This window comes from Rhodoferax sp. GW822-FHT04A08 (assembly GCF_058801025.1).
On the sequence record NZ_JBXAMW010000022.1, the window covers coordinates 19,082 to 45,733 of the forward strand.

Below are 26,652 nucleotides of genomic sequence, written 5' to 3' on the forward strand. Positions count from 1 at the left end.
CCCATGCTGGCACTCAAAGACCCTACCCTGCTGCGGCAGGCCTGCTACATAGACGGCGCCTGGGTGGCTGCCGATAGTGGCGAAACAATTGCAGTCACAAACCCTGCTACCGGTGCGGTCATCGCCAAGGTGCCCTACTGCGGCGCGGCGGAGACCGAGCGCGCTGTTGTTGCCGCCGACAAGGCCCTTACGACTTGGCGCGAAACCACGGCGGCCGAACGCAGCCGCATTCTGCGGCGGTGGTTTGACCTGATGCTGGCCAACCAGGAAGATCTGGGCCAGCTCATGACGGCCGAGCAAGGCAAACCCTTGGCCGAGTCCCGTGGTGAAATTGCCTATGCCGCCGCCTACGTGGAATGGTTTGCTGAAGAGGCCAAGCGCGCCTATGGCGAGGTGATTCCATCGCCCTTCAAGGACCGGCAGCTCGTGGTGGTGAAAGAGCCGGTGGGCGTATGCGCTGCCATTACGCCCTGGAACTTCCCCTCAGCCATGATTACCCGCAAGGTGGCACCCGCTCTGGCAGCGGGTTGCACCATCATCCTGAAGCCGGCTGAGCAAACACCATTGTCGGCATTGGCATTGGCTGAACTTGCCGAGCGCGCCGGCGTGCCGCCTGGTGCCTTTAGCGTGGTCACCGGCAAGGCCAGCACCATAGGTGGTGTGCTCACGGCCAGCCCCATTGTGCGCAAGCTGACCTTTACCGGCTCCACGCCCATAGGCCAACTGCTCATGCAGCAGTGTGCTGGCACCGTCAAGAAAATGTCGCTAGAGCTGGGTGGCAATGCGCCTTTCATCGTCTTTGACGATGCCGATATTGACGCGGCCGTGTCAGGAGCCATCGCCTCCAAATACCGCAACGCTGGACAGACCTGTGTCTGCAGCAACCGATTCTTGGTGCAGGACGCTGTGTACGACGCCTTCGCTGCAAAGTTGGCTACAGCAGTTGCCAGCCTCAAGGTGGGCAAGGGTACGGAGGAGGGTGTGACGCAGGGTCCGCTGATTGATGAAGCCGCAATCACCAAGGTCGAGGAACTGGTGAAGGACGCCGTGGACAAGGGTGCAAGGGTTGTCACCGGCGGCGCACGCCATGCGCTAGGCGGCACTTGGTACCAGCCCACCATTCTGGCTGACGTGACACCTGCAATGGCCGTTGCCAAGGACGAAATCTTTGGTCCAGTGGCACCCTTGTTTCGCTTCACCACCGAGGCCGAGGCAGTGCATATGGCCAACGATACCGAATTCGGATTGGCCGCCTATTTTTATTCCAAGGACCACGGCCGCGTATGGCGTGTATCCCGGCAACTGGAATATGGCATGGTGGGCGTTAATACCGGCATGATTTCAACCGAGGTCGCACCCTTTGGCGGCGTCAAGTCCTCCGGCATTGGCCGCGAAGGCTCTAGCCAAGGCCTGGGTGAATATATGGAAACCAAGTACCTGGCGCTGGGCGGCTTGTAGGAGAGCGATTGAGTACAACAAGCGGCCCGCAGAGGCCGCAACTGCCACCTGCGCTGCGCGCCCTGGCGCATCGCAATTTTCGCCTCTACTTCAGTGGCCAGGCGGTATCCATTCTGGGGTCCTGGATCCAGCAGGTGGCGCTCTCGTGGCTGGTGTATCGGCTGACCGGATCGGCCGCACTGTTGGGTATCACCGCCTTTTGCAGTCTGATTCCGCAGCTCTTGGTCGGGCCGCTTGCAGGGGCTTGGATCGACAAGCAGGACAAGAAGAAATGGTTGATAGCCGTGCAATCACTGCTTGCCGTGCAGGCCTTTGTGATGGCTGCGCTGTGCTGGTTGCAGTGGATCACGCCGGGTTTCATCCTGGCCATGGCGGTGTGCCTGGGAGTGGTCAACAGCTTTGACACACCGCTGCGCCAGTCGCTGATTGGCAGCTTTGTGAACCAGCGCGAGGATCTGCCCAATGCACTGGCACTCAACGCCATGCTGTTCAATTCCGGCCGCTTCCTGGGGCCACCGATTGCCGGCCTGCTGCTCGGGTTGACTTCAGAGTCCTTTTGCTTTGCGCTCAACGGATGCTCCTTTCTGGCGCTCATCACTACGCTGCACATGGTGCATGGCGATGTACCAACGCGCGCAAAAGGCACGGTTGGCGAAGTGTTCAAGGAAGGTCTGGTCTATGCCTGGCAGACCTGGACAGTGCGCATCCTCATCCTGACCCTGATTGCCGTCAACCTCACGGCTTCAAGCTATGCGGTTTTGCTTCCCATCTTCGCCCGTGAGGTGTTCGCCGGTGACGCCAAGACCCTGGGCTGGTTGTGGGGTGCGGCCGGTTGCGGAGCCTTTGTCTCCACGCTCTACCTCACCACGCGCTCGCACAGCCAGTTGCTCAACAGCATCGTCGCCGGCGTGGTCATTAGCGCTGTCTCGCTGCTGCTGTTTGCCAGCACTTCCTGGTTGGCGCTGGCGCTGTGCGCCATGGCCGGGCTGGGCTTCGGCATCTCGGTGTGCAATGTGGGCATCAACATGGTGCTTCAAAGCACTTCGCCCGAGCGTCTGCGCGGCCGTGTGGTGTCGTTTTTCACTTCGGCGCGTTTTGGTTTTGACGCACTGGGCGGTTTGCTGGCCGGCCTTGTAGCGGCCGGTCTGGGTGTGCAGCGCACGCTGTGGGTATCGGGTGCAGTGCTACTGATATTTGCCGGCTTCTTGCTGACCCGGCGGCGCCAACTCCATGCCCAAACGTGGGCGAAAAACAGAGCGAATTGATTAGCGGGCATCTTTGTGCTCCGTCGAAGCCAATGTGGCTAAAAACCCAGGAGCGCGCAGATCACAATGGCAGTCGACTGTTGTGGCAGCTTGAACAGGTCGTTCAAATTTGGCGGATCTACTCCACAGCGCACTCATATTTGAACCTTGGCGCATGGCCTTGCAAAACGCTATGTGCTACTGAAGCCTCGCACCAGAATGAAAGACACAAAAGTGCAGAGGCGACAATGGAAACAAACCAAACTTACGACAGCATCGTGATCGGTGCCGGTTCGGCCGGTTGCGTCATCACGCGCCGGTTGGTGGATGCCGGACAAAAGGTCTTGCTGCTGGAGGCCGGGCCGGCCGACAACTCCCAATTTATCCACATGCCGGCGACCTTTGTGCGTGTCATCGGCACGGAGCGCACCTGGGTCTACGAGAGCACGGCGCAGAAGCACGCCAACGGCCGCAAGATGTATGTGCCCCAGGGCAAAACCTTGGGCGGCGGCAGCTCGGTCAATGCCATGGTCTATATACGCGGTCAGCACCAGGACTATGACGACTGGGCGACGCAGGGCTGTAGCGGCTGGGACTGGGCCTCGGTGCTGCCCTGGTTCAAGAAGGCCGAAGCCAACCAGTTGCTCTCTGGCCCCCTGCATGGCACAGATGGCCCGCTGTCGGTCAGCGAAACGCGGCACCGTCACCCGTTAAGCGAAGCCTTCATCAAGGCCGCACAGGAAACGGGCCTCGCCCACAACGCCGACTTCAACGGTCACCACCAGGCAGGTGTGGGTTTTTACCAAACCACCACCCGCAATGGCGAGCGCGCCAGCACGGCCGTGACCTACCTGGACCCGGTGCGCGGCAAGCCGGGTCTGACCATAGAGACTGGCGCCCTGGTGCAGAATATCACGCTGCAAGGCAAGCGCGCCACCGGTGTGGTCTGGCGCAATGCCAGCGGCAATCTGGTGCAGGCAACGGCCAAACGCGAAGTGGTGCTGGCCGCTGGTGCCTTGGCCTCACCCAAGCTCCTGATGCTGTCGGGTATAGGCCCGGGCCAGCAGTTGCAGGCGTTTGGCATTCCTGTGGTGAAAGACCTGAGCGGTGTAGGGCGCAATTTCCAAGATCACCTCGAGGTCAGCGTGTATGGCCGATGCAAGGAGCCGATCAGCCTGGCCGGCAATGACACGGGTCTGCGCGCTTTGCGCCATGGGCTGCAGTGGAAGCTAACCCGCACCGGCTTGCTCACCTCCAACGTAGTGGAATCCGGAGGTTTTGTCGACACTACGGGCGCCGGTCGACCCGACATCCAGTTCCACGTGCTGCCGGTACTGGTGGGCGATGTGGACCGTGAGCCCCTGCCTGGTCACGGCATCTCCATCAACCCCTGCTTTTTGCGCCCCAAGTCGCGTGGCAAGTTGGAGCTGGCCAGTACCGATGCCAGCGTGGCTGCGCGCTTTGACGGTGGTTTCTTGAGCGAGCAGGACGATGTGGACACGCTGGTACGCGGCGTGCAGATGGCGCGCAAGATCATCCGTGCACCCTCGCTGTCCCGACTTATCGGCGAAGAACTGGCGCCTTCCGCAAAGTTGGACATGTCACGCGACGAGTTGGAGTCCTATGTGCGCAGCCGTGCCAAGACCGTCTACCACCCCGCCGGCACCTGCCGCATGGGAGCGGCCGCCGACCCTGCCACTGTGGTCACACCCGACCTCAAGGTGCAAGGCATAGAGGGTCTGCGCATATGCGACGCCTCGGTGATGCCGAATCTGGTCAGCGGCAACACCAATGCGCCTGTCGTGATGATCGCCGAACGCTGCGCGAGCTTCATGCTTGGCCAATAAGACAACCAGAGACAAGCAAGGAACACACAATGACGCCCGTTCAATACAGCACTGAACAACTCCAGCGCACCGGTTTTCTGTCGCGCACCCAAAGGGGCAATTTCATCAACGGCCAAGAGTTGCCACCGCACAGCGGCAAGTACATCGCTGTGGTAGACCCGGCCAGTGAGCTCGAAGTATCCCAGGCCCCCGACAGCGACAGTGCCGATGTCAATGCCGCCGTGGCCTCGGCCCGCTCTGCCTTTGAGGACTCGGAGTGGTCGCGCCTGCGCCCGGCCGACCGCGAGCGCCTGCTTTTCAAGCTATCGCTGCTGATCGAGCAAAACGGCGATGAGCTCAGTGCACTTGAGACACTGCAAAGCGGCAAATTGCAAGGCATTGCCCGCGCAGTTGATGTGGGTTCTGGCGCCGAATTTGTACGCTACATGGCGGGCTGGGCGACCAAAATTGAAGGCCAGACGCTGCAGCCCTCTATCGGTTTTCCACCCGGTGTTCAGTACCACACCTGGACCCGGCGTGAACCGGTCGGCGTGGTTGCAGCCATCGTGCCCTGGAACTTTCCGCTTGCAATTGCCCTGTGGAAGGTGGCGCCCGCGCTGGCCACCGGCTGCACCGTAGTGCTCAAGCCATCGCCCGAAACACCGCTGACAGCTTTGCGCTTGGCCGAGTTGGCCATTGAGGCTGGCTTTCCGCCTGGCGTGCTCAATGTGCTGTGCGGTGCGGGTGAGACCGGTGCCGCGTTAGTGGCACATTCCGGCATCAACAAAATCAGCTTTACCGGTTCCACCGCCACCGGACAGGCCATAGCTCGTTCGGCCGTGGACAACCTCACGCGCACTACGCTGGAGCTGGGAGGCAAATCACCCTTGATCATTCTGGAAGATGCGGATGTGGAGCAAGCCGCGTTTGGTGCGGCCATGGGGATCTTCTTCAACCAGGGGCAGGTCTGCACCGCAGGCTCGCGCATCTACGTGCAGCGCAAGACCTTTGATGCGGTAACCCATCAGATTGCTCGCATTGCCGAAGGCATGAAGATTGGCTCCGGCTTTGATCCCAGCGTCCAGTTGGGCCCTGTGGTGTCCAAGCGTCATTTTGAGCGTGTCATGGGTTATCTGGACAGTGCGCGCGCGGAAGGCGCCACAGCACTGACAGGCGGTGCGCGCAGCGGTAGTTCCGGCTACTTTGTGCAGCCCACAGTGCTGGTGAATGCCGAGGCAGGGATGCGCGTGGTGCGTGAAGAGGTCTTCGGCCCGGTAGCCGTAGCCATGCCCTTTGACAACGTCGAGGAGGTGGTGCAACTTGCCAACGCCAGCCCCTTTGGCCTTGCCGCCAGCATCTGGTCCAACAACCTGTCGCAGGTGCACCGTCTTATCCCTCGGCTGCAGGCTGGCACGGTCTGGGTCAACTGCCACAACATGTTGGACAACAACCTCCCGCTGGGCGGCTACAAAAAGTCCGGCACCGGCAAGGACCTTGGTCGCGCCGCAGTCGAAAGCTATACCGAATTGAAGAGCGTTTGCATGGCCGTGTGAGCCTGACCGTTCGCACTAAGCCAATCCCTTTTTAAACCAAGCATCAGGAGACAAGAAAGATGAAATCACGCACCTCAATCCGCATGTCACATATCGCAGCCGCCATTGTTGTACTCGGTGCAACATTGGGCGCGACCAGCGCCTTTGCCCAGGGCAAGCCCGCATGCGGCATGAACAACGGCAAAAAGGCCACAGGCGAGCCCATCGCCATTGGCGCCGTGGTCGGCAAGACGGGTCCCGACGACTTCAGCGCATCGGCGCTGGCATCGGCCGCCTACTTTCGCTGCGTAAATGAAAACGGCGGCATCAACGGCCGACCCATCAACTACATCATGGCCGATGACCAGTGGAATCCCGAAACGGCTTCCCAGGTCGCAGCCAAGCTAGTGCGCGACAACAAAGTCGTGGCCATGGCTGGCAGTTCCAGCTTCGTGGAGTGTGGTGCCAATGCCAAGCTCTATGCGCAGGAAGATGTGATGGTCATTGCCGGGACCGGCGTGCCGCGCGAATGCTTCTTCAGCAAGAACTACGCGCCCGTGAACACGGGTCCGCGCGTTTCCGCAACACTGGTGGGTGCGTACGCTGCACAGGCCTACAAGGCCAAGAAAATGGTTTGCGTCATCCCCAATATTCCAAGTCTGGGCAACTGGGCATGCGAAGGCATCAAGGGCTGGGGTAAGGAACATGGAGTGGACGTGGAAACGATCACCATCGATCCGGGTTCTGCCGACGCCACCTCGGTCATGCTGCAAGCAGCGTCCAAGAAGCCGGAGGTCATCTTGCTCAACGTGCCCAAGGGCATCATGGTGCCCATGCTGGCAGCTGCCGAGCAACAAGGCCTGAACAAGAAGATCCACTTTGTCACCACCGCGCCTGGCTATAACGCCGACGTGCCCAAGGCCATTGGCGCAGCCTGGAACAACGCCTTTGATGTGCACCTGGAATTCATGCCGGTGGAGTCTGCTGGCCCCGACAACAGCAACTGGAAACTGGTCATGAATGCCTTTGCTGACAAGGACGCGCCGCGTGACTCTTTCTCGCAAGGCGGCTACCTGGCTGCACGCATTGTTACCGACACCTTGCTGAAGCTGGACCCGAAGAAGCTAGATCGCGCCAGCGTCAGTGCAGCTCTTCGCAAGGTTGTCGGTTTCAAGAGCGACATGCTGTGCAAGCCCTTCTATGTGGGTGATGGCGCCCGCCATAACGGTAACACCAGTGGCCCTATCGCCCAGGTCAGTGGTAATGGCTTCAAACAGATCGCAGCCTGTGCTACTGCGCAGGAACCCGAACTGGCTGACATCCGTGCCGATGAAAAGAAACTGGGTATGTAAGCGGCGTGCCCCTGTCCATCCATTCTTGCAATCATGAGTGAGCTGCTGCCATTTCTTATCTCCGGTCTGGGCATTGGATCGGTCTATGCACTGTCCGGCGTGGGATTGGTGGTGTTGTACCGTGCCTCGGGCGTGCTGAACTTTGCCTTCGGTGCGTTGGGGGCCATCGGCGCCTATGTGGCTTGGTCGGTGTTGGACGCCGGCCTGCCCATGTGGATGGCTTGGGGCGCGTCGGTTGCCGCCGCCATGGGACTCTCGCTGTTGTATGGCTGGTTAATCGCACCGCTGCTGGCGGTGCGCGACTCAACCATCCGCAGCATTGGTACCCTGGGCCTGGCGCTGTTGCTGATGGGTTTTACTGAATGGTACTGGGGCTCCAACCCGCGACGACTGATTCTGCCCAGCGATGCCTGGGGACTGGACATCGGCGATGTGCGCTTCACGGGGACGCGCATTATCAGTCTGGTGGTGGCAATTGCCATGATGGGCGCCATAGCTCTGCTGCTGGCACGCACACGCATCGGCCTGAAGATGCGTGCACTTGCCAATGACCGGTCCCTGAGCGCCATTCTGGGCATTTATGTGTTGCGTGTGGATACCGCGGCCTGGCTGCTTTCGGGCGCCTTTGCTGGCGTCTGCGGTCTGCTGTTAGCCAATATCGTGCGCCTGCAGGCGACGCTGCTGACCTTTCTGGTCATTCCCGCTTTTGCCGCCGCCATTCTGGGGCGGCTGAGTTCTCTGCCGGCCACAGTGGTCGCTGGCATTGTGATCGGCGTGATCGAGGCCACGGCCATCTTGATTCCGGGCTTTGCGCCATTTCGCACCTCTGTTCCATTTTTGCTGGCCCTGCTGGCCATCATCTTGTTTCCCAACACGCAGCGCCTTGCCTGAGCTGTTTCAAAAAGCACATTGCCTGCCATGTCGAATAACTCTAACCCACCGCCGCTCAAGGCGGAACTGGCAGCACGCTTGCGCGCTCTGCACTCCAGTCGCACCCGCAACATCAAGCTGATGCTGCTGGTATTGCTGGTGGTCGCCGTGATGCTGCCCCAACTTGCCAATGGCTACTGGATCAAGACCCTGATCTCAGTCGTGGCCATTGCTGCCGCCGTCAGCGGTGCCTCGCTCTTGTATGGTCAGTTGGGTCTGGTCAGCCTGTGCCAGTATGCGCTGGTCGGCGCGGGTGGCTGGATTGCACTGCGCCTTTCACATGGCCTGCATCTGCCGTTTGAATTATGTGTACTAGCCGCAGGCATCTTTGCCAGTGTCACAGGCATGGTGGCCGGTCTGCCGGCCCTGCGCATGAAGGGTTTGTATCTGGCACTGGTAACGCTGATGATGGCTGGTGGCTACCAGGTGCTGATCAGTGCTTGGGGCTTCCCGGACGGTGGTGAGGGCTGGCTGGGTCGGGCGCAGGGAACGGATCGCTTGTTGATGGCGCGCCCGCCCTTTGCCGAGTCCGATAGCATGTATCTCGCTTATGCCATCGTTTGGCTGGCCGCGGTGCTGCTGCTGGTGGAACTGCATAAGTTGAGTAAGCCAGGTCGCGCCTGGGCACTGATACGCCGCGGCGAGGCTGCGGCTAATGCAGCCGGTGTGGACGTATTGCGCTACCAGACCTGGGCCTTCGGTCTGGCGGGCTTTTGCGCGGGTGTCGGCGGTGCCTTACTTGCCGGTGGCGTGGGTCAGCTCGATGGCAGGGCCTTTGGCGCAAGTGAATCCGTGATGCTGTTTGCCCTGGCTGTGGTGGGCGGTGTCTACCACTGGTTAGGCGTGTTGCTGGCCGGTCTGTTGCTGCGCGCCGTACCCGCCTTGCTCACCGACTATGGTGTGAACGGCTACCTGGCCACCATGTTCTTTGGTGCTTCGTTGCTGCACGCCTTGACCACAGCACAGCGCGGAATTGCCGGGCAATTGCTGGACGGGTTGGCAGCCCTCAAGCGCCGTCTGAACGCCGACAAGACCAGCACTACCACCAAGACCACTGGGGAACTGCGCCATGATTGATATTGAGAATGTCACGGTGCAGTTTGGTGGCCTCAAGGCGATTGACAGCCTGACAGTGAAACTGAACGAGCCAGTGTGTGGCCTGATTGGGCCAAATGGTGCGGGAAAGACGACGCTGGTCAATGTGTTCAGCGGCTTCGCACGCGCCAAGACCGGCCGCGTGGAGGTGGACGGCCAATCCATTCTGGGGCTGTCTCCTGTGGGCCGAGTGCGCGCAGGCATACGTCGCAGCTTCCAGACCGAACAGGTTGTGGAAGACCTGACGGTGTGGGACAACGTGCTTGCCATTCTGGAGCAGGTAGATACCGACAAACGGCATTACCCGGCCAAGGTCGCGGCGGTGCTGGAGTACACCCAGCTCGACACCATCTGCAATGCACTGGGTTCACAAATCAATCTCTTTCAGCGCCGCAAGTTGGAATTGGCCAAGGCCTTGGTTGGAGCGCCCAAGCTGCTGCTGCTGGATGAGCCGGGTGCAGGCATCAACGAGCAGGAGGCCGAACAACTGCGGGCGCTCATCCTGGGCATCCACAAATTCTGTGGCGCCCAGGTGCTGCTGATTGACCACGATGTGGAACTGATCAAAGGCACTTGCACACAGACACTTGTGCTGGACTTTGGCCAACTGTTGGCGGTCGGACCCACGCTGCAAGTATTGAACGCGCCAGAAGTGCGCAGTGCCTATTTGGGAACATGATGGTGATGACTCCAACCAACCAAGCGCCAGCCGACCTGGCACTGCTCGATGTGCAGGGCGTCGTATTGCACCGCGGCGGCAAAGAAGTGCTGCACGGCGTTTCCCTGAGCATTCGCCAGGGCGAGGTGACGGCCCTCGTGGGTGCCAATGGCGCTGGCAAATCCAGTTTGGTAATGGCTATTGCAGGTGACATTCCGTTGACTTCGGGTCACATCAAATTGGACGCCAAAGACCAACGTGGCCTTCGCCCCGAGCGCGTGCGCGCCAACGGCGTGGCAGTGGTGCCAGAGGGGCACAGGGTGTTGGGCGACCTGAGTGTTCTGGACAACCTCCGGGTGGCGGCAAGCCTCATGCCCCTGAAAGCCGTTCCGAGGGCGATTGAGGAAGTGCTGGTCATCTTTCCTGAGCTGGAAGCCAAGCTACAGGCGGCCGGGCGCTCACTGTCCGGCGGTCAGAAGCAGATGGTCTGCATGGCGCAGGCGCTCTTGGCCAAGCCGCGATTCCTAGTGATTGACGAACTCTCGTTGGGCCTGGCACCCATGGTGGTGAAGCGCCTGGCCGAAGTGATTGTGACTGTGGCCAAGCAAGGCGTGGGCGTGCTGCTGATTGAGCAGTTCACTTCGCTGGCGCTGTCCATGTCGCAGCACGCCCACGTGATGGTGCGGGGCAAGATTGCCTGGAGTGGCGCCTCTGCCGAACTCGCCGCCCATCCGGACATCTTGCATAGCAGCTATCTGGCCTGAGGGCCGCAACCGATTTAAAAGGAACTAGCGATGGAACAGGACTTCGATGGAAAAGTGGCCTTCATTACGGGAGGCGGTACCGGCATAGGCGCGGCAGTTGCTCGTGACTTTGTCCGTCGCGGTGGGCAGGTGGTGCTCATGGGACGCAGAAAGCAGCCGCTGATGGATGTGGCAGGTCCTTTGAGCGGATTGGTAGTGGAAGGAGACGCAGCGAATGCGGCCGATGTACAGGCTGCGTTGGCCCAAACGCTGGATAAGTTTGGTGGGGTGGATGTGCTGGTGGCCAATGCCGGAGGACACGGCATTGGTGAGCTGATGCAAACCAGCGATGAATCCTGGCGCATGGCCACCCACTTGAACCTGGATACAGCCTTCGTGTGCGCCCGCGAACTGATGCCCAGCTTGGTCGCGCGCCGGGGCAATATCGTCATCCTGTCCTCACTGGCCGGTCACTTTGCCGGCCCGGCTGTAGTGGGCTATGTGACCATGAAGCATGCGCTGATTGGCCTGACCCGATCGCTGGCGCGCGACTATGGCCGGCAGGGCGTGCGCACCAATGCGGTCTGCCCGGGTTGGGTACGCACAGCCATGGCGGATGAGCAAATGCAGGTGCTGGCCGGCATGCGAGGTCTGGTAGACCCAGACAGCGCCTATGCGCTGGTCACCAAAGACATTCCTTTGGGCCGGCCTGCGCAGCCCGAAGAGGTGTCCGATGCCGTCCTGTATTTGGCCTCGCGCCGTGCCAGTATGGTTAACGGAACCTGGCTGATGGTCGACGGCGGCGCCTCTGCGGTGGACCTGCCCACCATTGCCTTTGCATCCTGATTCTTTTTCCCATCACCGGAAAGCACACCTATGACTGAAGAGAAAAAACCCGCCGATTGGAAGACCTATGACGAGTTCGCGGCAGGCATCGCGACCAACCGACTACCCGCAAGTGAAGCCCTGGTGGGAAGCACGCTGACGGTTCAACTGCCCGGGCGCACGTTCACGCTTGCTTTTGAGACGCTGCATCGGGTGCAATTCAACGATCCAGTTTTGGGCAATAGCTCGGATTGGTACGAGGCCATTGAGGTGGCACCGTTCACGTACTTTGTGGACATCACCTTTGCCAAGCGCCTGCTGCATGCCACCACCCTGATCCTCAATACCGTCACGCGGCGCGTGCTATCAATTGAATGTGAGGTTCGTACGGCCGAGGTGGCTCAGGCTGAACCGCGTGTGGCGCAAACCTTTACGGTGGGGCGGCTCGAAGGCGGGGAGGTCAGTGCAGCCTTGCCACACGAAACCCGCGATCTGATTGGTCTACGCACCTGGCAGACCTACAGTCCCAACCACACCTATGAGCACACTTATCTGAATTCGCAGCGCTACTGCTGGCAATGCCTGGTGGGCGTGCAAAAAGGCCACGGAGATGTGGACATGGCCAGCTATTACAAATTTGCTGAAGACCAGTACATTTTCACTTTCCGCGAGTTTCTGATTCCAGTGGCCTCGGTCTTTTTCTTCAACTTTGCGACGGGCCGGTCCACCGGCAAGTTTCTGGGCCTCACCGGTACCGGTGAAGTGGCCAATAGCCCAGCAGGTGCCTTTATGCAAAAGGCATCCCAGACCACCTACGCTTCTGCAATCACACCCATCTAGGAACTCCATGAGCCCCAACTTCGAAATCATCAAAGCCCACTACGCTGCCTCCGACCGCAAGGATATAGACGGCATGATGGCGCACGTTTCACCCAGCGTGGAGTGGACCGAAATGGCCGGCTTCCCGTGTGCCGGTACCTGGGTCGGACCTCAGGCGGTGATTGAAAATGTGTTCATGGCCTTGGGTGCAGCCTGGGATAATTTCGGCTTCGAACTGGAAAGCCTGATCGACGGCAATGATGCGATCATAGGCATTGGCACTTACAGCGGAACCTTCCGCGCCACGGGCAAATCCATGCAAGCGCGCGTAGTGCACGTATGGCGTCTGAAAGGCGGGCAGGTGGTGAAGTTTGAGCAATTTACCGATACCTTGTTGGTAGGCAACGCCATGCGTTGATCGGCGACTTGAAGCCGGGCAGGCCGCACATGCCTGCTGCGGCGCTCAGTTCAATGTGCGCTTTGCGCGCAGTGGGAATTTTTCTTTCGCAACTCGGACGGTGCGTAGCCGTATTCGCTCTTGAACAGCTTGCAGAAATGCGCATTGCTGTTGAAACCGCAGGCCACTGAGACCTGGGCAATGGTGTTTGAAGCGTGCGAGGGAGAGAGCAGGCAACGGTGTGCCATTTCCAGGCGCGACTTCCAAATGTAGCGCTCCACCGACAGGCTTTCGTCTTCAAAAGCGAGGTGAATGTACCGCTTGGAACAGCGCATGGCGTTGGCGATGCGGTCCAGATTGAGGTCGCTACAGGTGAGGTGCTGCTGTATGAATTGCCGAACGCGTGACTTCAAGATGGCGTGGGGCAGCACACGCTCCTTCAAGTTGCCTTGGTGCCGGCCCAGGGTGTAGGTCAGCAGCCCCAGAATGCTTTCACTGATGGCATGGCCAGAATCATCGGGCAAGGAGGGCAGTTGCTCCGACAGCGACTTCAGCACCGAGCCCAGCATCGCAGACAAGCCAGCGCCATCATTGCGTGGGGCCTCGCAGGAATGAAGCTCAGGCACTCTCAGGCCGCTCAGGCGGCTGCGTGGAATCTTGACCACCATTAAAGAGGCGGGCTCATAATTGTGGATGGAATATTGCGTCCGCGGGTCGTAGAGGCTCCAGTCGCCCGGGTTCAAATCAAAGCGGCGTTCTGCTATTTCCAGCCTCGCGTGGCCCTTGAGCTGCAACATGAGTTTGTAGCTGTCATCCAGCGTGTCATGCATGGGGCGATGGATTCTACGTACGCGATGCGAGGGCGCTTCGATGCGATAGATCTGGACTGCGCCCAGATTGTAGACGTCGAGCTGGGCTTCGACCGCACTCAGTTCCATGGCATCAACTTCCAGGTCGCCGAAGTACTGGTGGTTGATATCCGCCCAGTGCTCCGCCCGCTCCGAGCGCGGTGTGCAAAAAGTATCGAGGTGAAGGTATTTCATGGCGTCTCCAACAAGGGATTTGGGCGCTGCAAACCAGTGCTCGAAAGTATATTCACTTCGATATTAGTAAATGATGGAATTTATTCAGGGATTACCCTTGGTGCCGAATAGGGCCATGGGTGCCGCAGCGATGGGTCTGTGAATCTTCTCCATCGCTTGTTTCGGCTCCTAAGTACTCTGCGAGTGCACTAACTTTTTCCTCAGCGCGCACAGGCAAGTAATTCACTTCGATGTGAGTAATGGTCATCGCAGAATTACGAGACAAAACAAAGAGGAGACACTTCAGAAGCGGCAAATATCAACGATCTACCGATCACCTGCGGGGTGAATACCCAATTCAAAAATACAAGTTATCGAGGAACAAATGAAACATACATTCAAGACAAGTGCACTGATGTTGGCCGCGATGGCCATGACCTTGGCTGTCAACGCCCGAGCCGAAGGCATCGGCTTTTATGCCCTGCTGGATGGCGGTCTGGCGCAAACTTCCATATCCGGTGGTGCCGCTCCCATCAACGGAAAAACCGAATTCATTAGCGGTGGCAGTGTGCCTAATTTTTTTGGCATCAAGGGTGACCGGGATTTGGGCGAAGGATACACCGGCGGCTTCGCACTGGAGCAGGGCTTTCTGCTGCAGTCTCCCAATAATCCCAACGGACCCGCTGGCCCGTTTGCCGCCAACTCCCAGTTTGCCTTTGGTGACAAGGATGGCTTGTTCAACCGCCTGGCGAACCTGTATCTGACTGGCGCCGCGGGGACTTTCCGCATAGGCATACAGCCCAACCAGGCTTTCAGTACGGTAGTCGCATTTGATCCGCGCGGTGGATCGAACTTCGGTAGCGCGCTTCCTGCTGTTGTCACCGCGGGCGGCTTGACCACGGATGATTTTGGTTCATTGTCCTACACCACCCCAGCCTACAGCGGCTTGACTGCATCACTGCAATATAAACCGCAAAACTCTGACGCCTACTCCGGCACTCGTTTAACCGTCAACTATGCGGGCGAGGGCATGAGTGCGGCCATTTCCGGCTACACCAACAGCAGCAGCGCGAACGGTGATTCAAATGGCTTTGTATTGGGAGTAGGCAAGCAACTGGGTGACTTCAACCTAAAGCTTGTGGCCGCAGATCAAACCACCGCAACGTACAAGGACCTGATGACAGTAGGTCTGGGTGGCGCATACCAGGCAACGCCTAAGACTACGCTGGATGCGGGCTTCTACACATCTAAAAAGGACAGCTATGACGTCAGCACGGCAGCTGTCGGTGCGCAATACAAATTGCTGAAGGACCTGACCTTCTATGCACAGTATGCCTCAGTGAAGAACAGCGGCACGGCAACGGCCGTGTTCAATTTCACTCCGCCCAATGACACCAATTTCCAGGGCATTATTGGTGCCGGGCAAACCGCCCAGACCATCAGCTTAGGATTCATCTACGCATTCTTTTAAACTGGCGGAAGTGGGGAGCGCGCTGGGGAGGTGCGCTCTTTCAGTTCGGTCCTTTCACTCCTGTCCGCGTGCCTCGCACGGTTGCTCCACTGCGTGCACACCGGTCAGTGTGGCCAGCCAGAGCGTATGGCGCACCCGATTCTGGCCGTAATGCGGTTTCTCAGCCCGTGATGAGCGGACCGCCCTGGTACTGTTCGTCGCTCACCGGCTCCATCCACTCAACGCTCTTGCCGTCGATCATCTCTGTGACAGCGAGATGGGACATCGCCGTAGTCAGTGAAGCGCCATGCCAGTGGCGCCTCTGGCAGGGGCACCAAACAACGTCGCCTGCACGAATTTCGGTGCGCGAACCGCCCTCGCATTGGGTCCAGCCAGTGCCTGACAACACCACCAGGGTTTGACCGGCAGGATGGGTATGCCAGTGCGTGCGGGCGCCAGCTTCGAAGGTGACGATGGCGCCGACGGACCTGCCATCCCCTTCGGCTTGAAAGTGGTTGTCGATCCGGACCGAACCGGTGAAATAGCTTGCGGGGCCTTTGGCAGATGGCGTTGTCCCATTGCGGGTGATTTTCATGGATAGTTTCCTTTGCGTGAATGTGTAGAGTGCTGTCTCAGCCCGCCAGTCCCGCACGCGGCGAAGTTGGCCTGTGCGGGCGGACGATGAAAAAAAGTACCAGCGCCAGGGCGCCGGTCAGCATGACCGTGCTCGCAGTGAAGGTATGGGCTATGTGCCGTGCCAGTCCCGCCGCAGAGCCCGCTTCGACCGGGCCTCCCCATGCAAACACCACAACCAGAATGCTTAAGCCCAGCGAGCCTCCCAGCTGGTGGGCCATGTTGACAAGGCCGGAGGCTGCGCCCGCGTCTTCGCTGGCAACACCCTGGACGGCGGACACGGTGAGTGGTGCAAGCGATAACCCCTGGCCGATGCCAATCAGCAGCATGGGCAAGGCGATAGCTGTGGTGTACGCGGACCGATCGCTCAGGCAGGCCATCCAGGCCAGGCCAGCAATGCAAAGGCACAAGCCAAATGCCAGCACCCTGGCGTTGCCAAACCTGCGGCTCACGCGGGGCACCGCGATGGCCGCCACAAAGTTGGGAATCGTCACCGGCAGAAACGCGAGGCCGGCGTGCAGCGGCTTATAGAGCAAAACGCCCTGGAGAAATTGCGTGGTGAAAAACCAGAAGCCCACCATGCCGCCCAGAAACAACATGCGGGCGGCATAGGCTGCGTTGCGTTCGCGGTTGCTGAACAGGTGCAGCGGCAGAATGGGTTGCAGCGCACGCGACTCATGGAGCACAAAGTACAGCAGCAGTGCCAGACCGGCTGCAACCGACAGGACGGTGACCGGATCGGTCCAGCCGGATTCCGCAGAACGCACAATGCCAAATACTAGGGCGCCCATGCCCAGCGTGGAACTCACTGCTGCGGCCACATCCAGCCGGCCTGACTTCAGGGGCGTCTCCACCAGCCAGCGCCTGGCACCCAGGATCAGCGCCATGCCAATCGGCAAATTGATGAAGAAGCCGACGCGCCAGGAAATCATCTCGGCGACCAGGCCGCCCAGCACCAGACCCAGGCTTGCGCCCACACCGGCGGCAGCCGCATACAGCGAGAGAGCTCGGGTGCGCGCATGGCCCTCGGCAAAATGGATGGAGAGCAGGGCCAGGGTGGATGGTGCAAGAATCGCAGCCCCCACACCCTGAACGGCGCGGCCCAGTAGCAGCCAGGCGGGCGAGGGCGCCAGGCCAATCGCCATGGAGGCGGCCGTAAACAACGCCAGCCCGGCCACAAACATGCGCCGGCGTCCTAGAATGTCACCGGCACGTGCACCCAGCAAGAGGAAGCCGCCAAAGGTCAGCGTGTAGGCGTTCTGCACCCAGGACAGTGCTGCGTGCGAGAAGCCCAGCTCGGCCTGGATATTGGGCAAGCCCGTCAGCACGATGGAGATGTCGACCACCAGCATCAGGTAGCTGGTGACGATGATGGCCAGGATGGCGGCCTGCCGTGTTGCCTGGGTATTCTTCATGCGCATCCCTCGCCAGGGCCGTCGCACAGATTGAGCGCAGGTTTCATCGGTTGACCATCTTTTGCATCGCAGCCGTATAGCGGGCACCCTGAACAGGAATCGCGGCCACCGCGGCGTTGATGCGGGCCACTTCATCGGCCGTCAGCGGGACGGCAGCGGCAGCGCAGTTTTCCTCCAGCCGATGCAATTTGGTGGTGCCCGGAATCGGAACAATCCAGGGCTTTTGCGCCAGCAGCCAGGCCAGTGCGATCTGGGCCCGGGTGGCCTGCTTGCTGTCGGCCATTACGCCCAGCAGTTCGACGATGGCCAGATTGGCCTGGCGCGCCGCCGCTTCGAAACGGGGTAGTTGCTTGCGATAGTCACCGTCTGCGAACTCGGTGCTCGCAGTGATGGCGCCGGTCAGAAAGCCTTTGCCCAGCGGCGCGAAGGGCACAAAACCAATGCCCAGTGCTTCCAGCGTTGGCAACACGCTCTGCTCCGGCTCGCGCCACCAGAGCGAGTATTCGCTCTGCAGTGCCGACACGGCTTGCACCGCATGGGCGCGGCGAATGGCATCCGCTCCGGCTTCGGACAGACCAAAGTATTTCACCTTGCCCTGACGGATCAGTTCCCCGACCGCGCCGGCCACTTCTTCCATGGGTACCGCCGGATCAACCCGGTGCTGGTAGAGCAGGTCGATATGGTCGGTGCGCAGGCGCTTCAGCGACTGCTCGACCACCAGCCGGATGCGTTCCGGGCGGCTGTCGAGCCCAAGCGCCGGGCTGCCATCCTTGAAGCCAAACTTGGTGGCAATCACCACCTGGTCGCGCACCGGTGCCAGCGCCTCGCCAACCAGTTCCTCATTGAACTGGCCATAGGCTTCGGCGGTATCGAAGAACGTGACGCCGCGCTCCACGGCAGAGCGGATGAGCGCAATTCCCGCCGTCTTTTCTGTGGCCGGGCCGAAACCAAAGCTCAGGCCCATGCAGCCCAGGCCCAGGGCCGAAACTTCCAGTCCGTTGCTTCCCAGTTTGCGTTTTTCCATGCTTCTTCTCCGTTGCTGTTGCTGTGTGTTTTCCTGTTCCTGCCGGGCCTAAGCCTGCCAATTGCCCTTGTGCCGGCGCCCGCTACTGCGGCAGCGCTGCAGCGGCGCGCTTTGCCGCCAGCGCATCGCCACGCTCTGCCAGCACTTCGGTCAATTGGCGCAACTGCGCGGCCGTCAGGCCCACCCGCAGGCTGGCTGCCATATGCGAGCGCAGCTGCGGTTCCGCGCCTGGCGTTGCGGCCAGTGCGCCGACCGTGGCCAGTTCGCGGCTTTGCCAGTCCAGGTTGTCGCGCTCAAAAATATCGCCGAACAAATGGACCTGCAGATACTGGTTGATAACCGGCGCGAAGTCGAACAAGGGGCCCTGAACCGGCGCCCCGGAAATCTTGGTTTGGTTGGCTTTGCCCGCCGCGAGCAAGGCGTCCCCGGTAGGAATGGCACGGCCGGGTTCGCACCCCGGCGTGTCCTGAATGCCGCGCTGCCTGCGCGCCTCCAACACCTTCATCAGCTCACCCAGCGCGTTGAGGCTGCGCGGAAAGCCCACGTAGGCATAGAGCTGCACCAGAATTTCCCTGGCCTCGCCGATGCTCAGGCCCGCGTCCAGTCCCTCCTGCAGGGCTCGGTTGAGCCCGGCCATGTCGCTGGCCGCCATGCAGCTGGCGATCAGCGGGATGGCCTGCTGCCTGGGGGAAAGCGTCTCGGAGTGATTTTGTGCGTTCATATGGGGTGCTTCCGGCGGGGTCTGATCGGCGTGAGCGGGCAAGGACAGCAGTCCCATACCCAGCAGCAGGGCAACGCTTGCCGCGCGGACCGAGCTGTGCTTAACGTGCGTTGTATTGTTCATCGCTTACTTTCTCCAACCAGGTTACAGATTGGCCATCGACTGCGCGGCCCACAGCCAGATGGGTCATTGCGGAGTCTGGCGCTGCGCCATGCCAATGCTTGACGCCGGGCGGGCACCACACGACATCACCCGCGTGTATGACTTGCACGTGCTTGCCCCACTCTTGTGTCAGTCCCATGCCAGAAGTCACCACCAACCGTTGCCCAGCCGGATGCGTATGCCATGCGGTGCGCGCGCCGGGATCGAAAGTCACATAAGCGCCTGAGGCATCGATGGCGTCATTGGGGGAGAACAGGGCGTCGACCCGCGCAAGCCCGCTAAAGTGTTCTGGTGACCCGTAACTTGTTGCTTGGTCGCCTGCGCGCGTGATGTGCTGGATTGGGGTGGGTGATGCAGCCGGTGCGCCGGCCGGGACTTGCGGGTCGGCAGCAGTGGCAACGGCAGTGAGAGCGCACAGGGTGATTCCCACAAAGAACGATGGTTTCATACCTTGCTCCCGACCCGTATGCGCTGGCCGCGCTGTGTACACCACACGGTGTAGTAGCTGGCAACTGCATAGAGCCCTGCGATGGCGAGGCAATGCAGGAAGAACCCCACGGACGATTCTCCAAAATCCCACCAATCGGGGGTGGGCTGAAGGAGCAGTTTGGCACCGATACCAAGCTCAAATGAGCTGCGAATGCCCTGAACCGCAATGGCAAGAGAGGCCAGTCGCAGTACCCATGTGCGCGTTGAACTTGTGTAATGGATGCCGAATGCACGGCGCACGACGCCCATAAGCATGCTCCAACGCATGCCCACATGGCTTGCAACGATGATGATTCCCCACCAGGCCGCCAGCGCGTGGATTTGCTTCGCGCGAGAGGAGTTGTCCAGCTCCAGTGCGGCGAAAAGAAAGTTGGACACCATCACACTTGTCACCAGCAAGGTCAGCATAACGCCCACCAGGCACAGTACAACAGCCCGGTGCATGGCACTGCGCGCGTCAGATGGCCTGCGCACCAGGCCTGTGTACCAGCGCCGGTTGAATACGTTGTGCACCATCAGCAGCACCAGCATGCCGGCCCCTGTGAGCTCGTGAAAGATGTTGCCCTGCCAGTAGTAGGGCAGGGCCAGCAGCAACAGGACAGCTGCCGCAAGAATGATGCCCAGGCGGGTTGCAAGATGGGCACTCATTTGGCGGGCGGCATCGCAGGGTCATAGCTGCGCAGTTCGCTCAGGGTATAGAGGAACTCATCGCCCTTGCGCTGCTCATGGCAGGACTGGCAGCGCGCTGTATTCTCACTTGGATTGATGGACTTCTGATCCGTGAGGAACCACTGGAACTGCCAGTCGTCGGTTCGCCGACGCGCATCGTAGTCCTGACCCCAACCGGCGCCCTTTTGCATCACGAAGTAGCGCGAAGGCTTGCCGTCACGGTAGTCGACCAGCACGAAGTGGGTGCCGGTCGGGATGGGCTGTCCCTTGCGTGCGGCATTCATTGCCTCGCGTGTGGTCAACATGGTTTCCACCGAGTTGCCACGCCGTACCGTGGTGTAGTGGATCAGCTTGTCCAGTTCCGGGAAGGTCACGCGGTTGGTCTCTGCCAGTGCTTCTGCACCCAGCAAGGCCGCGCCGACGGTGCATGCCACCCATGCTGCGACGCAAAGGCGGATGGTTGGTTTTTTGCGAAGGTTTCGTGCCATAGCGTTGGATAAGAAAAGAGGCATGTGCATCCTTGGTGCGTTCAGGGCTGCGCGGCCAGACGCCACCAATGGCCGCGCGGCGCGGGCGCAAGCAGGTCCGAGCGCTCGCCCATCATGGGCGTGCTCAGCGACAAGTGGTTGGTGCCAGCCAAGCGCGTGATCTGTTCCATCGGGTTCATGGCGTGGTGGTGAAGCGTTGCCAGAAGCGGGTGGCATCCTCTACCCAGCCCTCGGCCGTGGTGCCGGCGCCGGTACCGAAGCCGTGGCCCAGGCCGGAGTACTTGTGGTACTCCACCCTGGTGTCGGCCTGGCGCAGGGTGGCGACGCGCCGCTCCATGGTTGCTGGCGGGGCAATGCCGTCCTGCGCACCTACGACAACAAACGTGGGCGGTTCATCCGACACGGTATCGGAGTGGCCGGTGTAGGCCATCACCACGGTGGCGGGCCTGGGCAGTGGTTTGCCGCCAAACGCAGCGACCCCGTGCGAGCCGATGGAAGCGGCCATGCGGGCCCCGGCCGAACTGCCCCATAACGAATAGCCTTGCGTGGCGACATCCAGCCGGCTGGCGTTGTCGAAGATGTAGGTGACGGCAGCAGCCATGTCCTGTGTTGCGACTGCTGCGCCCAAGCCGGCCCGGTATTTCAATACAAAGGCGTTAAAGCCCAGCTGGTTAATGTCTTGCGCATAGGGAAAGCCTTCATGCACCGAGGCGACATAGGCAAAGCCGCCACCCGGGGCAATGAGGGCAAATGGCGCACCCGGTTTGCCCCGAAAGAAAAACAAGCCTGCATTCCTTTTGGAAGGCTCCAGGCGCTTTTGTTCCTCGGTATATATATCGAAAAACACAGCCTCGCCTTGGCCGACATCGTTCACCAACCGGTTCAAGCCGCTAACGACCACCTCGGGAAGCACATGGCTGTGGTACGGCAACAGCGCACCGATATCGCTCAGCGGCATCTGTGCATCGTAGGCACGGTCATCCCAGGGCAGCAGCAAACGGGAGAAGCCGGTAAAGGCCGGATGGCTCAGCAGTTCTGACAGGCGGCTGGCGGTGCCCAATGGACTGGTTTGGGCCCTGGATGCCTGCTGCGTTGCGGTGTTTTTTGGCACGGGAGCATGTGCCTGCGCATCGCTGTTGCCGGCCTCGGCCAGCAGGGCCGTGGAGGACAGCAACAGCGACAGGCCGGCCGATTGCAGCGCATGCATTTGGAACTTCCTTCGCGCCATCTGCCTTGCTGCTCAGTGCTTGAGCGGCGCCTCCACCCCGGACATCGCCATCACAGCCGGCGGCAGGCGCGCGCCCTGGATTGTGACGGCCACCACATCGGCATTCAGTTGCTTGAGTTCATCTGGCGTGAGGCGGATCGCGGCAGCACCCAGGTTTTCTTCCATGTGGGCGATCTTGGTGGTGCCCGGAATGGGCACGATCCAGGGCTTTTGTGCCAGCAGCCAGGCCAGAGCCAGTTGGGCCGGCGTGGCGCTCTTTCGCTCGGCCCAGTTCTTGACCACATTGACCAAGGCCATGTTTGCCGGCAGGGCCTCGGGCGCAAAGCGCGGCACCGTGGCGCGGAAGTCCATATCGGGACTGGTCTCAAAGCGGCTGTCGGCCTTCACCGTGCCGGTGAGAAAGCCCATGCCCAGCGGGCTCCAGCAAACAAAGCCAATGCCCAACTCTTCACAGACGGGCAGCACCTGGGCCTCCGGCCCGCGCCACAGCATGGAGTATTCGTTCTGGATCACAGCCAGTGGAAGTTCGGCGTGGGCGCGGCGAATCGTTTGCACGCCCGGTTCGGACAAGCCGTAGTGCAAAACTTTGCCCTGTACAACCAGATCTTTGACGGCACCGGCCACGTCTTCAATCGGCACCTGCGGATCGACCCGGTGCTGGATCAGCACATCGATGCGGTCGGTGCGCAGACGGCGCAATTGGGCCTCGACCACCTGTTTGATGTGCTCGGGCCGGCTGTTCTGGACGCCCAGGCGTTTGCCTGTCTTCAGGTCGATATCAAAGCCGAACTTGGTTTCCAGCACCACTTTGTCGCGCAGGCCTTGCAGCGCCTCTCCCACTATCTCTTCGGAGAGAAAGGGACCATAGGCTTCGGCTGTGTCGATCAGCGTGACACCACGCTCCACCGCTCTGCGAATCAGCGCGACGGCGGCCTGGCGGTCAAAGCCGCTGTGGTAGGCGTCGAGCACCGCTCCTGGTACCGAACCGGGATGCCATTGGCAACCCAGGCCAACCGGGAAGACCTCAAACGGCCCCAGTTTGCGCCGCTGGCCTGCCGTGCGTTCGCGCGGAGCACCCGCAACAGGGGCGGCGGCCTGGCTGGCGCAGGCGGACAGCAGCCAAGGTGTTAGGCCCAGGCTGGCGGCTGTGGCCAGCAGTTGGCGGCGTTGCAGGCCTTGGGACGCATGCGATGTGCGGGTATCTTGCTTGGACATGGTGATCACTCCGGGTCGGAAACAGGCTGTGCGGCCAATCAGGTGGGAATGCGGCGTTCGCTCATCCACTTCACCATGGCCGGATCGCGGTGTGAGAAGAAACTGCTGGTGTTGGTATCCAATGTGGCAATGCGCTCCATCTCGGTGGCGTCGAGTTGGAAATCAAACACGGCCAGGTTCTCCGCCATCCGCTCCTTGCGCACCGTCTTGGCCAGTGCTGCGACACCGCGCTGGATCAGCCAGCGCAGCACCACCTGGCCCACCGACTTGCCATGGCGCGCGCCGATGGACACCAGCACCTCGTTCTGGAACAAGTTGTTGCGGCCTTCGGCAAACGGTGCCCAAGCCTGCGCCTGCACACCCAATTCCTGCATGAAGGGCACGCTCTCCAGTTGCTGTTGGAACGGGTTCACCTCCACCTGGTTCACGGCCGGGGTGATCTCGTTAAACACCTTGATGTCCATGAGCCGGTCCGGGTGAAAGTTGCTCACGCCAATGGCGCGCAGCTTGCCCTGTTTGTGGGCCAGCTCCATGGCGCGCCAGGCGCCGTGCACATCGCCATAGGGCTGGTGGATCAGGTATAGGTCGAGGTAGTCGAGCTGCAGGCGCTTGAGCGATTTGTCGATCGCTTGCTGTGTGCGGTCAAAGCCGACGTCCTGAACCCATAGCTTGGTGGTAACAAACAGTTCCTCGCGGGCCACGCCGGCAGCGCGCAGGCCTTTGCCCACGGCCTCTTCGTTCATGTAGGAGGCGGCGGTATCGATCAGGCGATAGCCGGTCTGGATGGCATCGATGACGCTGCGCTCGCACTCCTGTGCATCCGGGATCTGGAAGACACCAAAGCCGAGTATGGGCATTTTGCTGCCGGTGTTCAAAGTGACATGTTCCATGGAAAGCTCCTAAGCGGTTCGTATGGGCCAGACTGTAAGCAGTCCAATCCCATCTGAATAGCTGCAAAAGCATTGTTGGATTAGCATCCAAAAAGGGATAATGCGCAGCAGGAGAACACCATCCATGGCCATCAATGAACTGCGTTCTGTCTCCACCTTTATCAAGGCAGCCGAGCTGGGTAGCCTGCGCCGGGCCGCGCAGGATCTGGATATCAGCCCCCAGGCCGCCAGCAAAGCGTTGGCGCAACTGGAAAAGCATCTGGCTGTGCGACTGTTCCATCGCACTACCCGCGTCATGTCCCTGACCGATGCAGGCCAACGCCTGCTGGAAGAGGTGCAGCCGGCCCTGTTCGGGGTGCAGCGCGCGCTGGCAAGGGCCAGAACCACCAGCGATGAGTTTGCCGGGCCACTGCGCATCGCCGGGCCGCGCACCACCTTTCAACCCATTCTTTGGTCGCTGATCGAGGAATTCTGCGAGCGCTATCCCGGCATCCAACCCGATGTGCTGCTGGAGGACCGCGTGGGCAACTGGGTGGAAGACCGGGTTGATGTGGGCTTTCGCCTGGGGCCTTCGGCGGATGAGGGCGTGATTGCGCGCCGGCTGTTTCCGTTGCAGTTGGTGATTTGTGGCGCTCCGGCGTATTTCGCGCGCCATGGCGTGCCGGATTCGCTGGCGGCGTTGTCCGGCCACCGCTGCAGCGTATTTCGCCATCCGGCCACCGGCAAACTCGCGCCCTGGCATGTGATGCTGGACGGACATCTGGTGGAGCAACCGGTGGTGCCGGCCATCATCAGCAACGACGAGGTGCTGGAGTTGCATGCGGTGGTGGCAGGCAAGGTACTGGGGCAACTGGCCGGGGCGAGCGCTGCTCCCTATATCCGAAGCGGCCAGCTCGTGCCCATTCTGTTGAACCACATGCCTGACATTGCCAGCTACTTCGTGTACTTCGGCAGCAGGAAATCGCAGCCGGCACGTGCGCGGGCCTTTGTCGATCTGGCTGTGGAACGCCTTACCAACTGCCCGCAGTACACGCTCAGCAGCAAGGAACTAGTCCGCGCCAAAAGCCAGCTGCCTAGCCTGATGCTGTCGCTCAAGAGCCAGGCTAAACAGTAGCCCTTGATTGAAACGGCCACCTTGGATCTGGCTGATCGCAAATTTCGATACCCGAACACGCTTCGGTGGAGTCTGCTGTCTGCACATTCCACTATGGGTGACTGTTATGTGGATTTCATGGGAATCGTCTCCTGTGAGGTGCCGCACCCTAATAATGGACCTGCACTTACTTCTTATGCTTAACATAACCGGTGCTTGTATCAACTGCATTTGTTACAGCCAAGTTGTAATGTCCGGTTCTAGCCAAATAGAAATGTCTGATTTGGCTCCGTGCCTCATGCTGTGAAGCTCCCTGCCGGCTAAGACACGCAGGGTAGGTCCTACGTGAGTCAGTTTTGAATGGAAATTACTGTTCTAAGTGGATCAGTTCTCGACCCATTCAACAAAAAGACCTACGAAATGAGCCTTGGTACCACTTAAAAGATGCGTTTGGGGGGTAGAGCCAAAAAGGTCGAAAAACGCAACCAGGCCCATTTAAACCGTTTTTGGTTGAAAAAAGTGCATGAAATTGGCCAAAGGTAAAGGCCTGCGTCAGAAGTGGTGGAAATGTAATGCGCGTTTTATGCCATATGGGTATCTAGGAGTCCAAATGATGAACTTGGTCGCAAGAAATACATATTCAGATGGCGGGAATCAACCGAATTGAAATACGGTCGATTGATGGAGGTTTCTCAAGGGATGAGGTCAGATAGCCAGCCGGGTGGTGGCGCTCATATAAGGCCCAAGGAGTCAAGAATGTAGGTGAGATTTCCAGGCGTACAGGCATGGCTAGCAACACCATGAAAAAGTACCTGTGTTCGTATGAACCAGAGCTGGCCTACGCAAAGCGGATCAGCTCAAGCAAGCTCGCCCCCTGTGCTGAAAAGCTGTCTACTTGGCTGGCAGTAGAGATTACAAAACCACGCGAACAGCGGCGCAATTTAAAGCAGATCTACACACAGTTCGGCAAACTTGACGTAAACGTGTTTTGATAAAGCACTCAATAGGGACTTCTTTGGCGAGAACAGATCATCCCAATATTGGAAAAACCATAATTTGTTGCAATAGGCCATGTATAGCGGGCTCACGTCATAAAAATAATTTCTGCCAAACAGATAAGCTAGTTTTTCTTGAAGCTACCAATGGAAAAATCATGGCAACACAGAAGAAATCACAAGCAAATGACAAAAAAAATAAAGGAATCAACAAAGGAGGAGCCGAAAACAGCGGACCTTATAAAGAAGTAGCGGTCGTTGGATCAGGAAAGGAATTAA

27 protein-coding genes are annotated in these 26,652 nt (G+C 59.9%); 15 read left to right on the forward strand and 12 right to left on the reverse strand.

Annotated features, from left to right (window positions below; genetic code table 11):
* Window positions 1-3: 3 nt before the first annotated feature.
* The 12 genes from AC1RMF_RS24360 to AC1RMF_RS24415 all read left to right on the forward strand — a co-directional run bounded on the left by AC1RMF_RS24360 (window position 4) and on the right by AC1RMF_RS24415 (window position 12,900).
* On the forward strand, window positions 4-1,458 hold the full coding sequence (locus tag AC1RMF_RS24360) for an NAD-dependent succinate-semialdehyde dehydrogenase (protein WP_493144967.1): 1,455 nt from the start codon (window positions 4-6) through the stop codon (window positions 1,456-1,458).
* An 8-nt stretch (window positions 1,459-1,466) separates the two neighbouring features.
* Entirely contained in the window at window positions 1,467-2,723 is a 1,257-nt protein-coding gene (locus AC1RMF_RS24365) for an MFS transporter (RefSeq protein ID WP_493144969.1), read from the forward strand.
* Window positions 2,724-2,950: 227 nt separating this feature from the next.
* Entirely contained in the window at window positions 2,951-4,549 is a 1,599-nt protein-coding gene (locus AC1RMF_RS24370) for a GMC family oxidoreductase (RefSeq protein WP_493144971.1), read from the forward strand.
* A 29-nt stretch (window positions 4,550-4,578) separates the two neighbouring features.
* Window positions 4,579-6,081: an aldehyde dehydrogenase family protein gene (locus AC1RMF_RS24375; RefSeq protein WP_493144972.1), complete on the forward strand. Its 1,503-nt coding sequence runs from the start codon at window positions 4,579-4,581 to the stop codon at window positions 6,079-6,081.
* Window positions 6,082-6,140: 59 nt separating this feature from the next.
* On the forward strand, window positions 6,141-7,412 hold the full coding sequence (locus tag AC1RMF_RS24380; RefSeq protein WP_493144974.1) for an ABC transporter substrate-binding protein: 1,272 nt from the start codon (window positions 6,141-6,143) through the stop codon (window positions 7,410-7,412).
* A 33-nt stretch (window positions 7,413-7,445) separates the two neighbouring features.
* Window positions 7,446-8,303 carry a branched-chain amino acid ABC transporter permease gene (locus AC1RMF_RS24385; protein WP_493144976.1) on the forward strand — a complete coding sequence of 286 codons (858 nt, stop codon included), beginning with the start codon at window positions 7,446-7,448 and terminating at the stop codon, window positions 8,301-8,303.
* 27 nt (window positions 8,304-8,330) lie between these two features.
* Window positions 8,331-9,419 (forward strand): branched-chain amino acid ABC transporter permease, encoded by a 1,089-nt coding sequence (locus AC1RMF_RS24390; protein ID WP_493144978.1) that lies wholly within the window; start codon window positions 8,331-8,333, stop codon window positions 9,417-9,419.
* Window positions 9,412-10,116, forward strand: coding sequence for an ABC transporter ATP-binding protein (locus AC1RMF_RS24395; protein ID WP_493144980.1), 705 nt, complete (start codon window positions 9,412-9,414; stop codon window positions 10,114-10,116). Before AC1RMF_RS24390 ends, AC1RMF_RS24395 begins: the two co-directional genes overlap by 8 nt.
* Window positions 10,117-10,121: 5 nt before the next feature.
* Window positions 10,122-10,859 (forward strand): ABC transporter ATP-binding protein, encoded by a 738-nt coding sequence (locus tag AC1RMF_RS24400; RefSeq protein ID WP_493144982.1) that lies wholly within the window; start codon window positions 10,122-10,124, stop codon window positions 10,857-10,859.
* Between the two features lie 30 nt (window positions 10,860-10,889).
* On the forward strand, window positions 10,890-11,684 hold the full coding sequence (locus AC1RMF_RS24405) for an SDR family NAD(P)-dependent oxidoreductase (protein ID WP_493144983.1): 795 nt from the start codon (window positions 10,890-10,892) through the stop codon (window positions 11,682-11,684).
* 30 nt (window positions 11,685-11,714) lie between these two features.
* Window positions 11,715-12,503, forward strand: coding sequence for a MoaF C-terminal domain-containing protein (locus AC1RMF_RS24410; RefSeq protein ID WP_493144985.1), 789 nt, complete (start codon window positions 11,715-11,717; stop codon window positions 12,501-12,503).
* A 7-nt stretch (window positions 12,504-12,510) separates the two neighbouring features.
* Window positions 12,511-12,900 carry a nuclear transport factor 2 family protein gene (locus AC1RMF_RS24415; protein ID WP_493144986.1) on the forward strand — a complete coding sequence of 130 codons (390 nt, stop codon included), beginning with the start codon at window positions 12,511-12,513 and terminating at the stop codon, window positions 12,898-12,900.
* A 50-nt stretch (window positions 12,901-12,950) separates the two neighbouring features.
* On the opposite strand, the gene AC1RMF_RS24420 is transcribed toward AC1RMF_RS24415, so the two are convergent.
* Window positions 12,951-13,922 (reverse strand): AraC-like ligand-binding domain-containing protein, encoded by a 972-nt coding sequence (locus AC1RMF_RS24420; RefSeq protein ID WP_493144988.1) that lies wholly within the window; start codon window positions 13,920-13,922, stop codon window positions 12,951-12,953.
* A gap of 364 nt (window positions 13,923-14,286) precedes the next feature.
* Between AC1RMF_RS24420 and AC1RMF_RS24425 the strand changes: the two genes are divergently transcribed.
* A complete protein-coding gene (locus AC1RMF_RS24425; RefSeq protein WP_493144990.1) occupies window positions 14,287-15,372 on the forward strand; it encodes a porin in 1,086 nt (361 codons plus the stop codon).
* A gap of 160 nt (window positions 15,373-15,532) precedes the next feature.
* Here AC1RMF_RS24425 and AC1RMF_RS24430 read toward each other — a convergent pair whose 3' ends face one another.
* From AC1RMF_RS24430 to AC1RMF_RS24480, 11 genes are all read right to left on the reverse strand, one after another.
* Window positions 15,533-15,946, reverse strand: a complete 414-nt coding sequence (locus tag AC1RMF_RS24430; protein WP_493144992.1) for a (R)-mandelonitrile lyase — start codon at window positions 15,944-15,946, stop codon at window positions 15,533-15,535.
* A gap of 37 nt (window positions 15,947-15,983) precedes the next feature.
* Window positions 15,984-17,405, reverse strand: a complete 1,422-nt coding sequence (locus tag AC1RMF_RS24435; protein ID WP_493144993.1) for an MFS transporter — start codon at window positions 17,403-17,405, stop codon at window positions 15,984-15,986.
* Window positions 17,406-17,442: 37 nt separating this feature from the next.
* Window positions 17,443-18,423: an aldo/keto reductase gene (locus tag AC1RMF_RS24440; protein ID WP_493144995.1), complete on the reverse strand. Its 981-nt coding sequence runs from the start codon at window positions 18,421-18,423 to the stop codon at window positions 17,443-17,445.
* Window positions 18,424-18,505: 82 nt separating this feature from the next.
* Window positions 18,506-19,267, reverse strand: coding sequence for a carboxymuconolactone decarboxylase family protein (locus tag AC1RMF_RS24445; protein ID WP_493144996.1), 762 nt, complete (start codon window positions 19,265-19,267; stop codon window positions 18,506-18,508).
* Window positions 19,245-19,754, reverse strand: coding sequence for a (R)-mandelonitrile lyase (locus AC1RMF_RS24450; RefSeq protein ID WP_493144998.1), 510 nt, complete (start codon window positions 19,752-19,754; stop codon window positions 19,245-19,247). The genes AC1RMF_RS24445 and AC1RMF_RS24450 overlap by 23 nt, the downstream gene beginning before the upstream one ends.
* On the reverse strand, window positions 19,751-20,443 hold the full coding sequence (locus AC1RMF_RS24455; protein WP_493145000.1) for a DUF4405 domain-containing protein: 693 nt from the start codon (window positions 20,441-20,443) through the stop codon (window positions 19,751-19,753). Before AC1RMF_RS24455 ends, AC1RMF_RS24450 begins: the two co-directional genes overlap by 4 nt.
* Window positions 20,440-20,898, reverse strand: a complete 459-nt coding sequence (locus tag AC1RMF_RS24460; protein ID WP_493145001.1) for a cytochrome P460 family protein — start codon at window positions 20,896-20,898, stop codon at window positions 20,440-20,442. The genes AC1RMF_RS24455 and AC1RMF_RS24460 overlap by 4 nt, the downstream gene beginning before the upstream one ends.
* A gap of 95 nt (window positions 20,899-20,993) precedes the next feature.
* Window positions 20,994-21,131 (reverse strand): hypothetical protein, encoded by a 138-nt coding sequence (locus AC1RMF_RS24465; protein ID WP_493145002.1) that lies wholly within the window; start codon window positions 21,129-21,131, stop codon window positions 20,994-20,996.
* Window positions 21,128-22,159 (reverse strand): alpha/beta hydrolase, encoded by a 1,032-nt coding sequence (locus tag AC1RMF_RS24470; RefSeq protein WP_493145003.1) that lies wholly within the window; start codon window positions 22,157-22,159, stop codon window positions 21,128-21,130. The genes AC1RMF_RS24465 and AC1RMF_RS24470 overlap by 4 nt, the downstream gene beginning before the upstream one ends.
* A 33-nt stretch (window positions 22,160-22,192) precedes the next feature.
* Window positions 22,193-23,395 carry an aldo/keto reductase gene (locus tag AC1RMF_RS24475; RefSeq protein WP_493145005.1) on the reverse strand — a complete coding sequence of 401 codons (1,203 nt, stop codon included), beginning with the start codon at window positions 23,393-23,395 and terminating at the stop codon, window positions 22,193-22,195.
* A 38-nt stretch (window positions 23,396-23,433) separates the two neighbouring features.
* The gene (locus AC1RMF_RS24480; RefSeq protein ID WP_493145007.1) at window positions 23,434-24,285 is read right to left on the reverse strand and encodes an aldo/keto reductase; all 852 of its coding nucleotides are present in this window, start codon (window positions 24,283-24,285) and stop codon (window positions 23,434-23,436) included.
* A 124-nt stretch (window positions 24,286-24,409) separates the two neighbouring features.
* Between AC1RMF_RS24480 and AC1RMF_RS24485 the strand changes: the two genes are divergently transcribed.
* Together AC1RMF_RS24485 and AC1RMF_RS24490 are read left to right on the forward strand one after the other, a co-directional pair.
* Window positions 24,410-25,399 (forward strand): LysR family transcriptional regulator, encoded by a 990-nt coding sequence (locus AC1RMF_RS24485; protein ID WP_493145009.1) that lies wholly within the window; start codon window positions 24,410-24,412, stop codon window positions 25,397-25,399.
* 764 nt (window positions 25,400-26,163) lie between these two features.
* The gene (locus tag AC1RMF_RS24490) at window positions 26,164-26,370 is read left to right on the forward strand and encodes a hypothetical protein (RefSeq protein WP_493145011.1); all 207 of its coding nucleotides are present in this window, start codon (window positions 26,164-26,166) and stop codon (window positions 26,368-26,370) included.
* The last annotated feature ends 282 nt before the right edge of the window (window positions 26,371-26,652 follow it).

Coding starts and splice junctions, on each gene's coding strand:
- AC1RMF_RS24360 (WP_493144967.1), top strand. CDS start 4: ATGCTGGCACTCAAAGACCCTACCCTGCTGCGGCAGGCCTGCTACATA.
- AC1RMF_RS24370 (WP_493144971.1), top strand. CDS start 2,951: ATGGAAACAAACCAAACTTACGACAGCATCGTGATCGGTGCCGGTTCG.
- AC1RMF_RS24375 (WP_493144972.1), top strand. CDS start 4,579: ATGACGCCCGTTCAATACAGCACTGAACAACTCCAGCGCACCGGTTTT.
- AC1RMF_RS24380 (WP_493144974.1), top strand. CDS start 6,141: ATGAAATCACGCACCTCAATCCGCATGTCACATATCGCAGCCGCCATT.
- AC1RMF_RS24385 (WP_493144976.1), top strand. CDS start 7,446: ATGAGTGAGCTGCTGCCATTTCTTATCTCCGGTCTGGGCATTGGATCG.
- AC1RMF_RS24390 (WP_493144978.1), top strand. CDS start 8,331: ATGTCGAATAACTCTAACCCACCGCCGCTCAAGGCGGAACTGGCAGCA.
- AC1RMF_RS24395 (WP_493144980.1), top strand. CDS start 9,412: ATGATTGATATTGAGAATGTCACGGTGCAGTTTGGTGGCCTCAAGGCG.
- AC1RMF_RS24400 (WP_493144982.1), top strand. CDS start 10,122: ATGACTCCAACCAACCAAGCGCCAGCCGACCTGGCACTGCTCGATGTG.
- AC1RMF_RS24405 (WP_493144983.1), top strand. CDS start 10,890: ATGGAACAGGACTTCGATGGAAAAGTGGCCTTCATTACGGGAGGCGGT.
- AC1RMF_RS24410 (WP_493144985.1), top strand. CDS start 11,715: ATGACTGAAGAGAAAAAACCCGCCGATTGGAAGACCTATGACGAGTTC.
- AC1RMF_RS24415 (WP_493144986.1), top strand. CDS start 12,511: ATGAGCCCCAACTTCGAAATCATCAAAGCCCACTACGCTGCCTCCGAC.
- AC1RMF_RS24420 (WP_493144988.1), bottom strand. CDS start 13,922: ATGAAATACCTTCACCTCGATACTTTTTGCACACCGCGCTCGGAGCGG.
- AC1RMF_RS24425 (WP_493144990.1), top strand. CDS start 14,287: ATGAAACATACATTCAAGACAAGTGCACTGATGTTGGCCGCGATGGCC.
- AC1RMF_RS24430 (WP_493144992.1), bottom strand. CDS start 15,946: ATGAAAATCACCCGCAATGGGACAACGCCATCTGCCAAAGGCCCCGCA.
- AC1RMF_RS24435 (WP_493144993.1), bottom strand. CDS start 17,405: ATGCGCATGAAGAATACCCAGGCAACACGGCAGGCCGCCATCCTGGCC.
- AC1RMF_RS24440 (WP_493144995.1), bottom strand. CDS start 18,423: ATGGAAAAACGCAAACTGGGAAGCAACGGACTGGAAGTTTCGGCCCTG.
- AC1RMF_RS24445 (WP_493144996.1), bottom strand. CDS start 19,267: ATGAACAATACAACGCACGTTAAGCACAGCTCGGTCCGCGCGGCAAGC.
- AC1RMF_RS24450 (WP_493144998.1), bottom strand. CDS start 19,754: ATGAAACCATCGTTCTTTGTGGGAATCACCCTGTGCGCTCTCACTGCC.
- AC1RMF_RS24455 (WP_493145000.1), bottom strand. CDS start 20,443: ATGAGTGCCCATCTTGCAACCCGCCTGGGCATCATTCTTGCGGCAGCT.
- AC1RMF_RS24465 (WP_493145002.1), bottom strand. CDS start 21,131: ATGAACCCGATGGAACAGATCACGCGCTTGGCTGGCACCAACCACTTG.
- AC1RMF_RS24470 (WP_493145003.1), bottom strand. CDS start 22,159: ATGCATGCGCTGCAATCGGCCGGCCTGTCGCTGTTGCTGTCCTCCACG.
- AC1RMF_RS24475 (WP_493145005.1), bottom strand. CDS start 23,395: ATGTCCAAGCAAGATACCCGCACATCGCATGCGTCCCAAGGCCTGCAA.
- AC1RMF_RS24480 (WP_493145007.1), bottom strand. CDS start 24,285: ATGGAACATGTCACTTTGAACACCGGCAGCAAAATGCCCATACTCGGC.
- AC1RMF_RS24485 (WP_493145009.1), top strand. CDS start 24,410: ATGGCCATCAATGAACTGCGTTCTGTCTCCACCTTTATCAAGGCAGCC.
- AC1RMF_RS24490 (WP_493145011.1), top strand. CDS start 26,164: ATGGCTAGCAACACCATGAAAAAGTACCTGTGTTCGTATGAACCAGAG.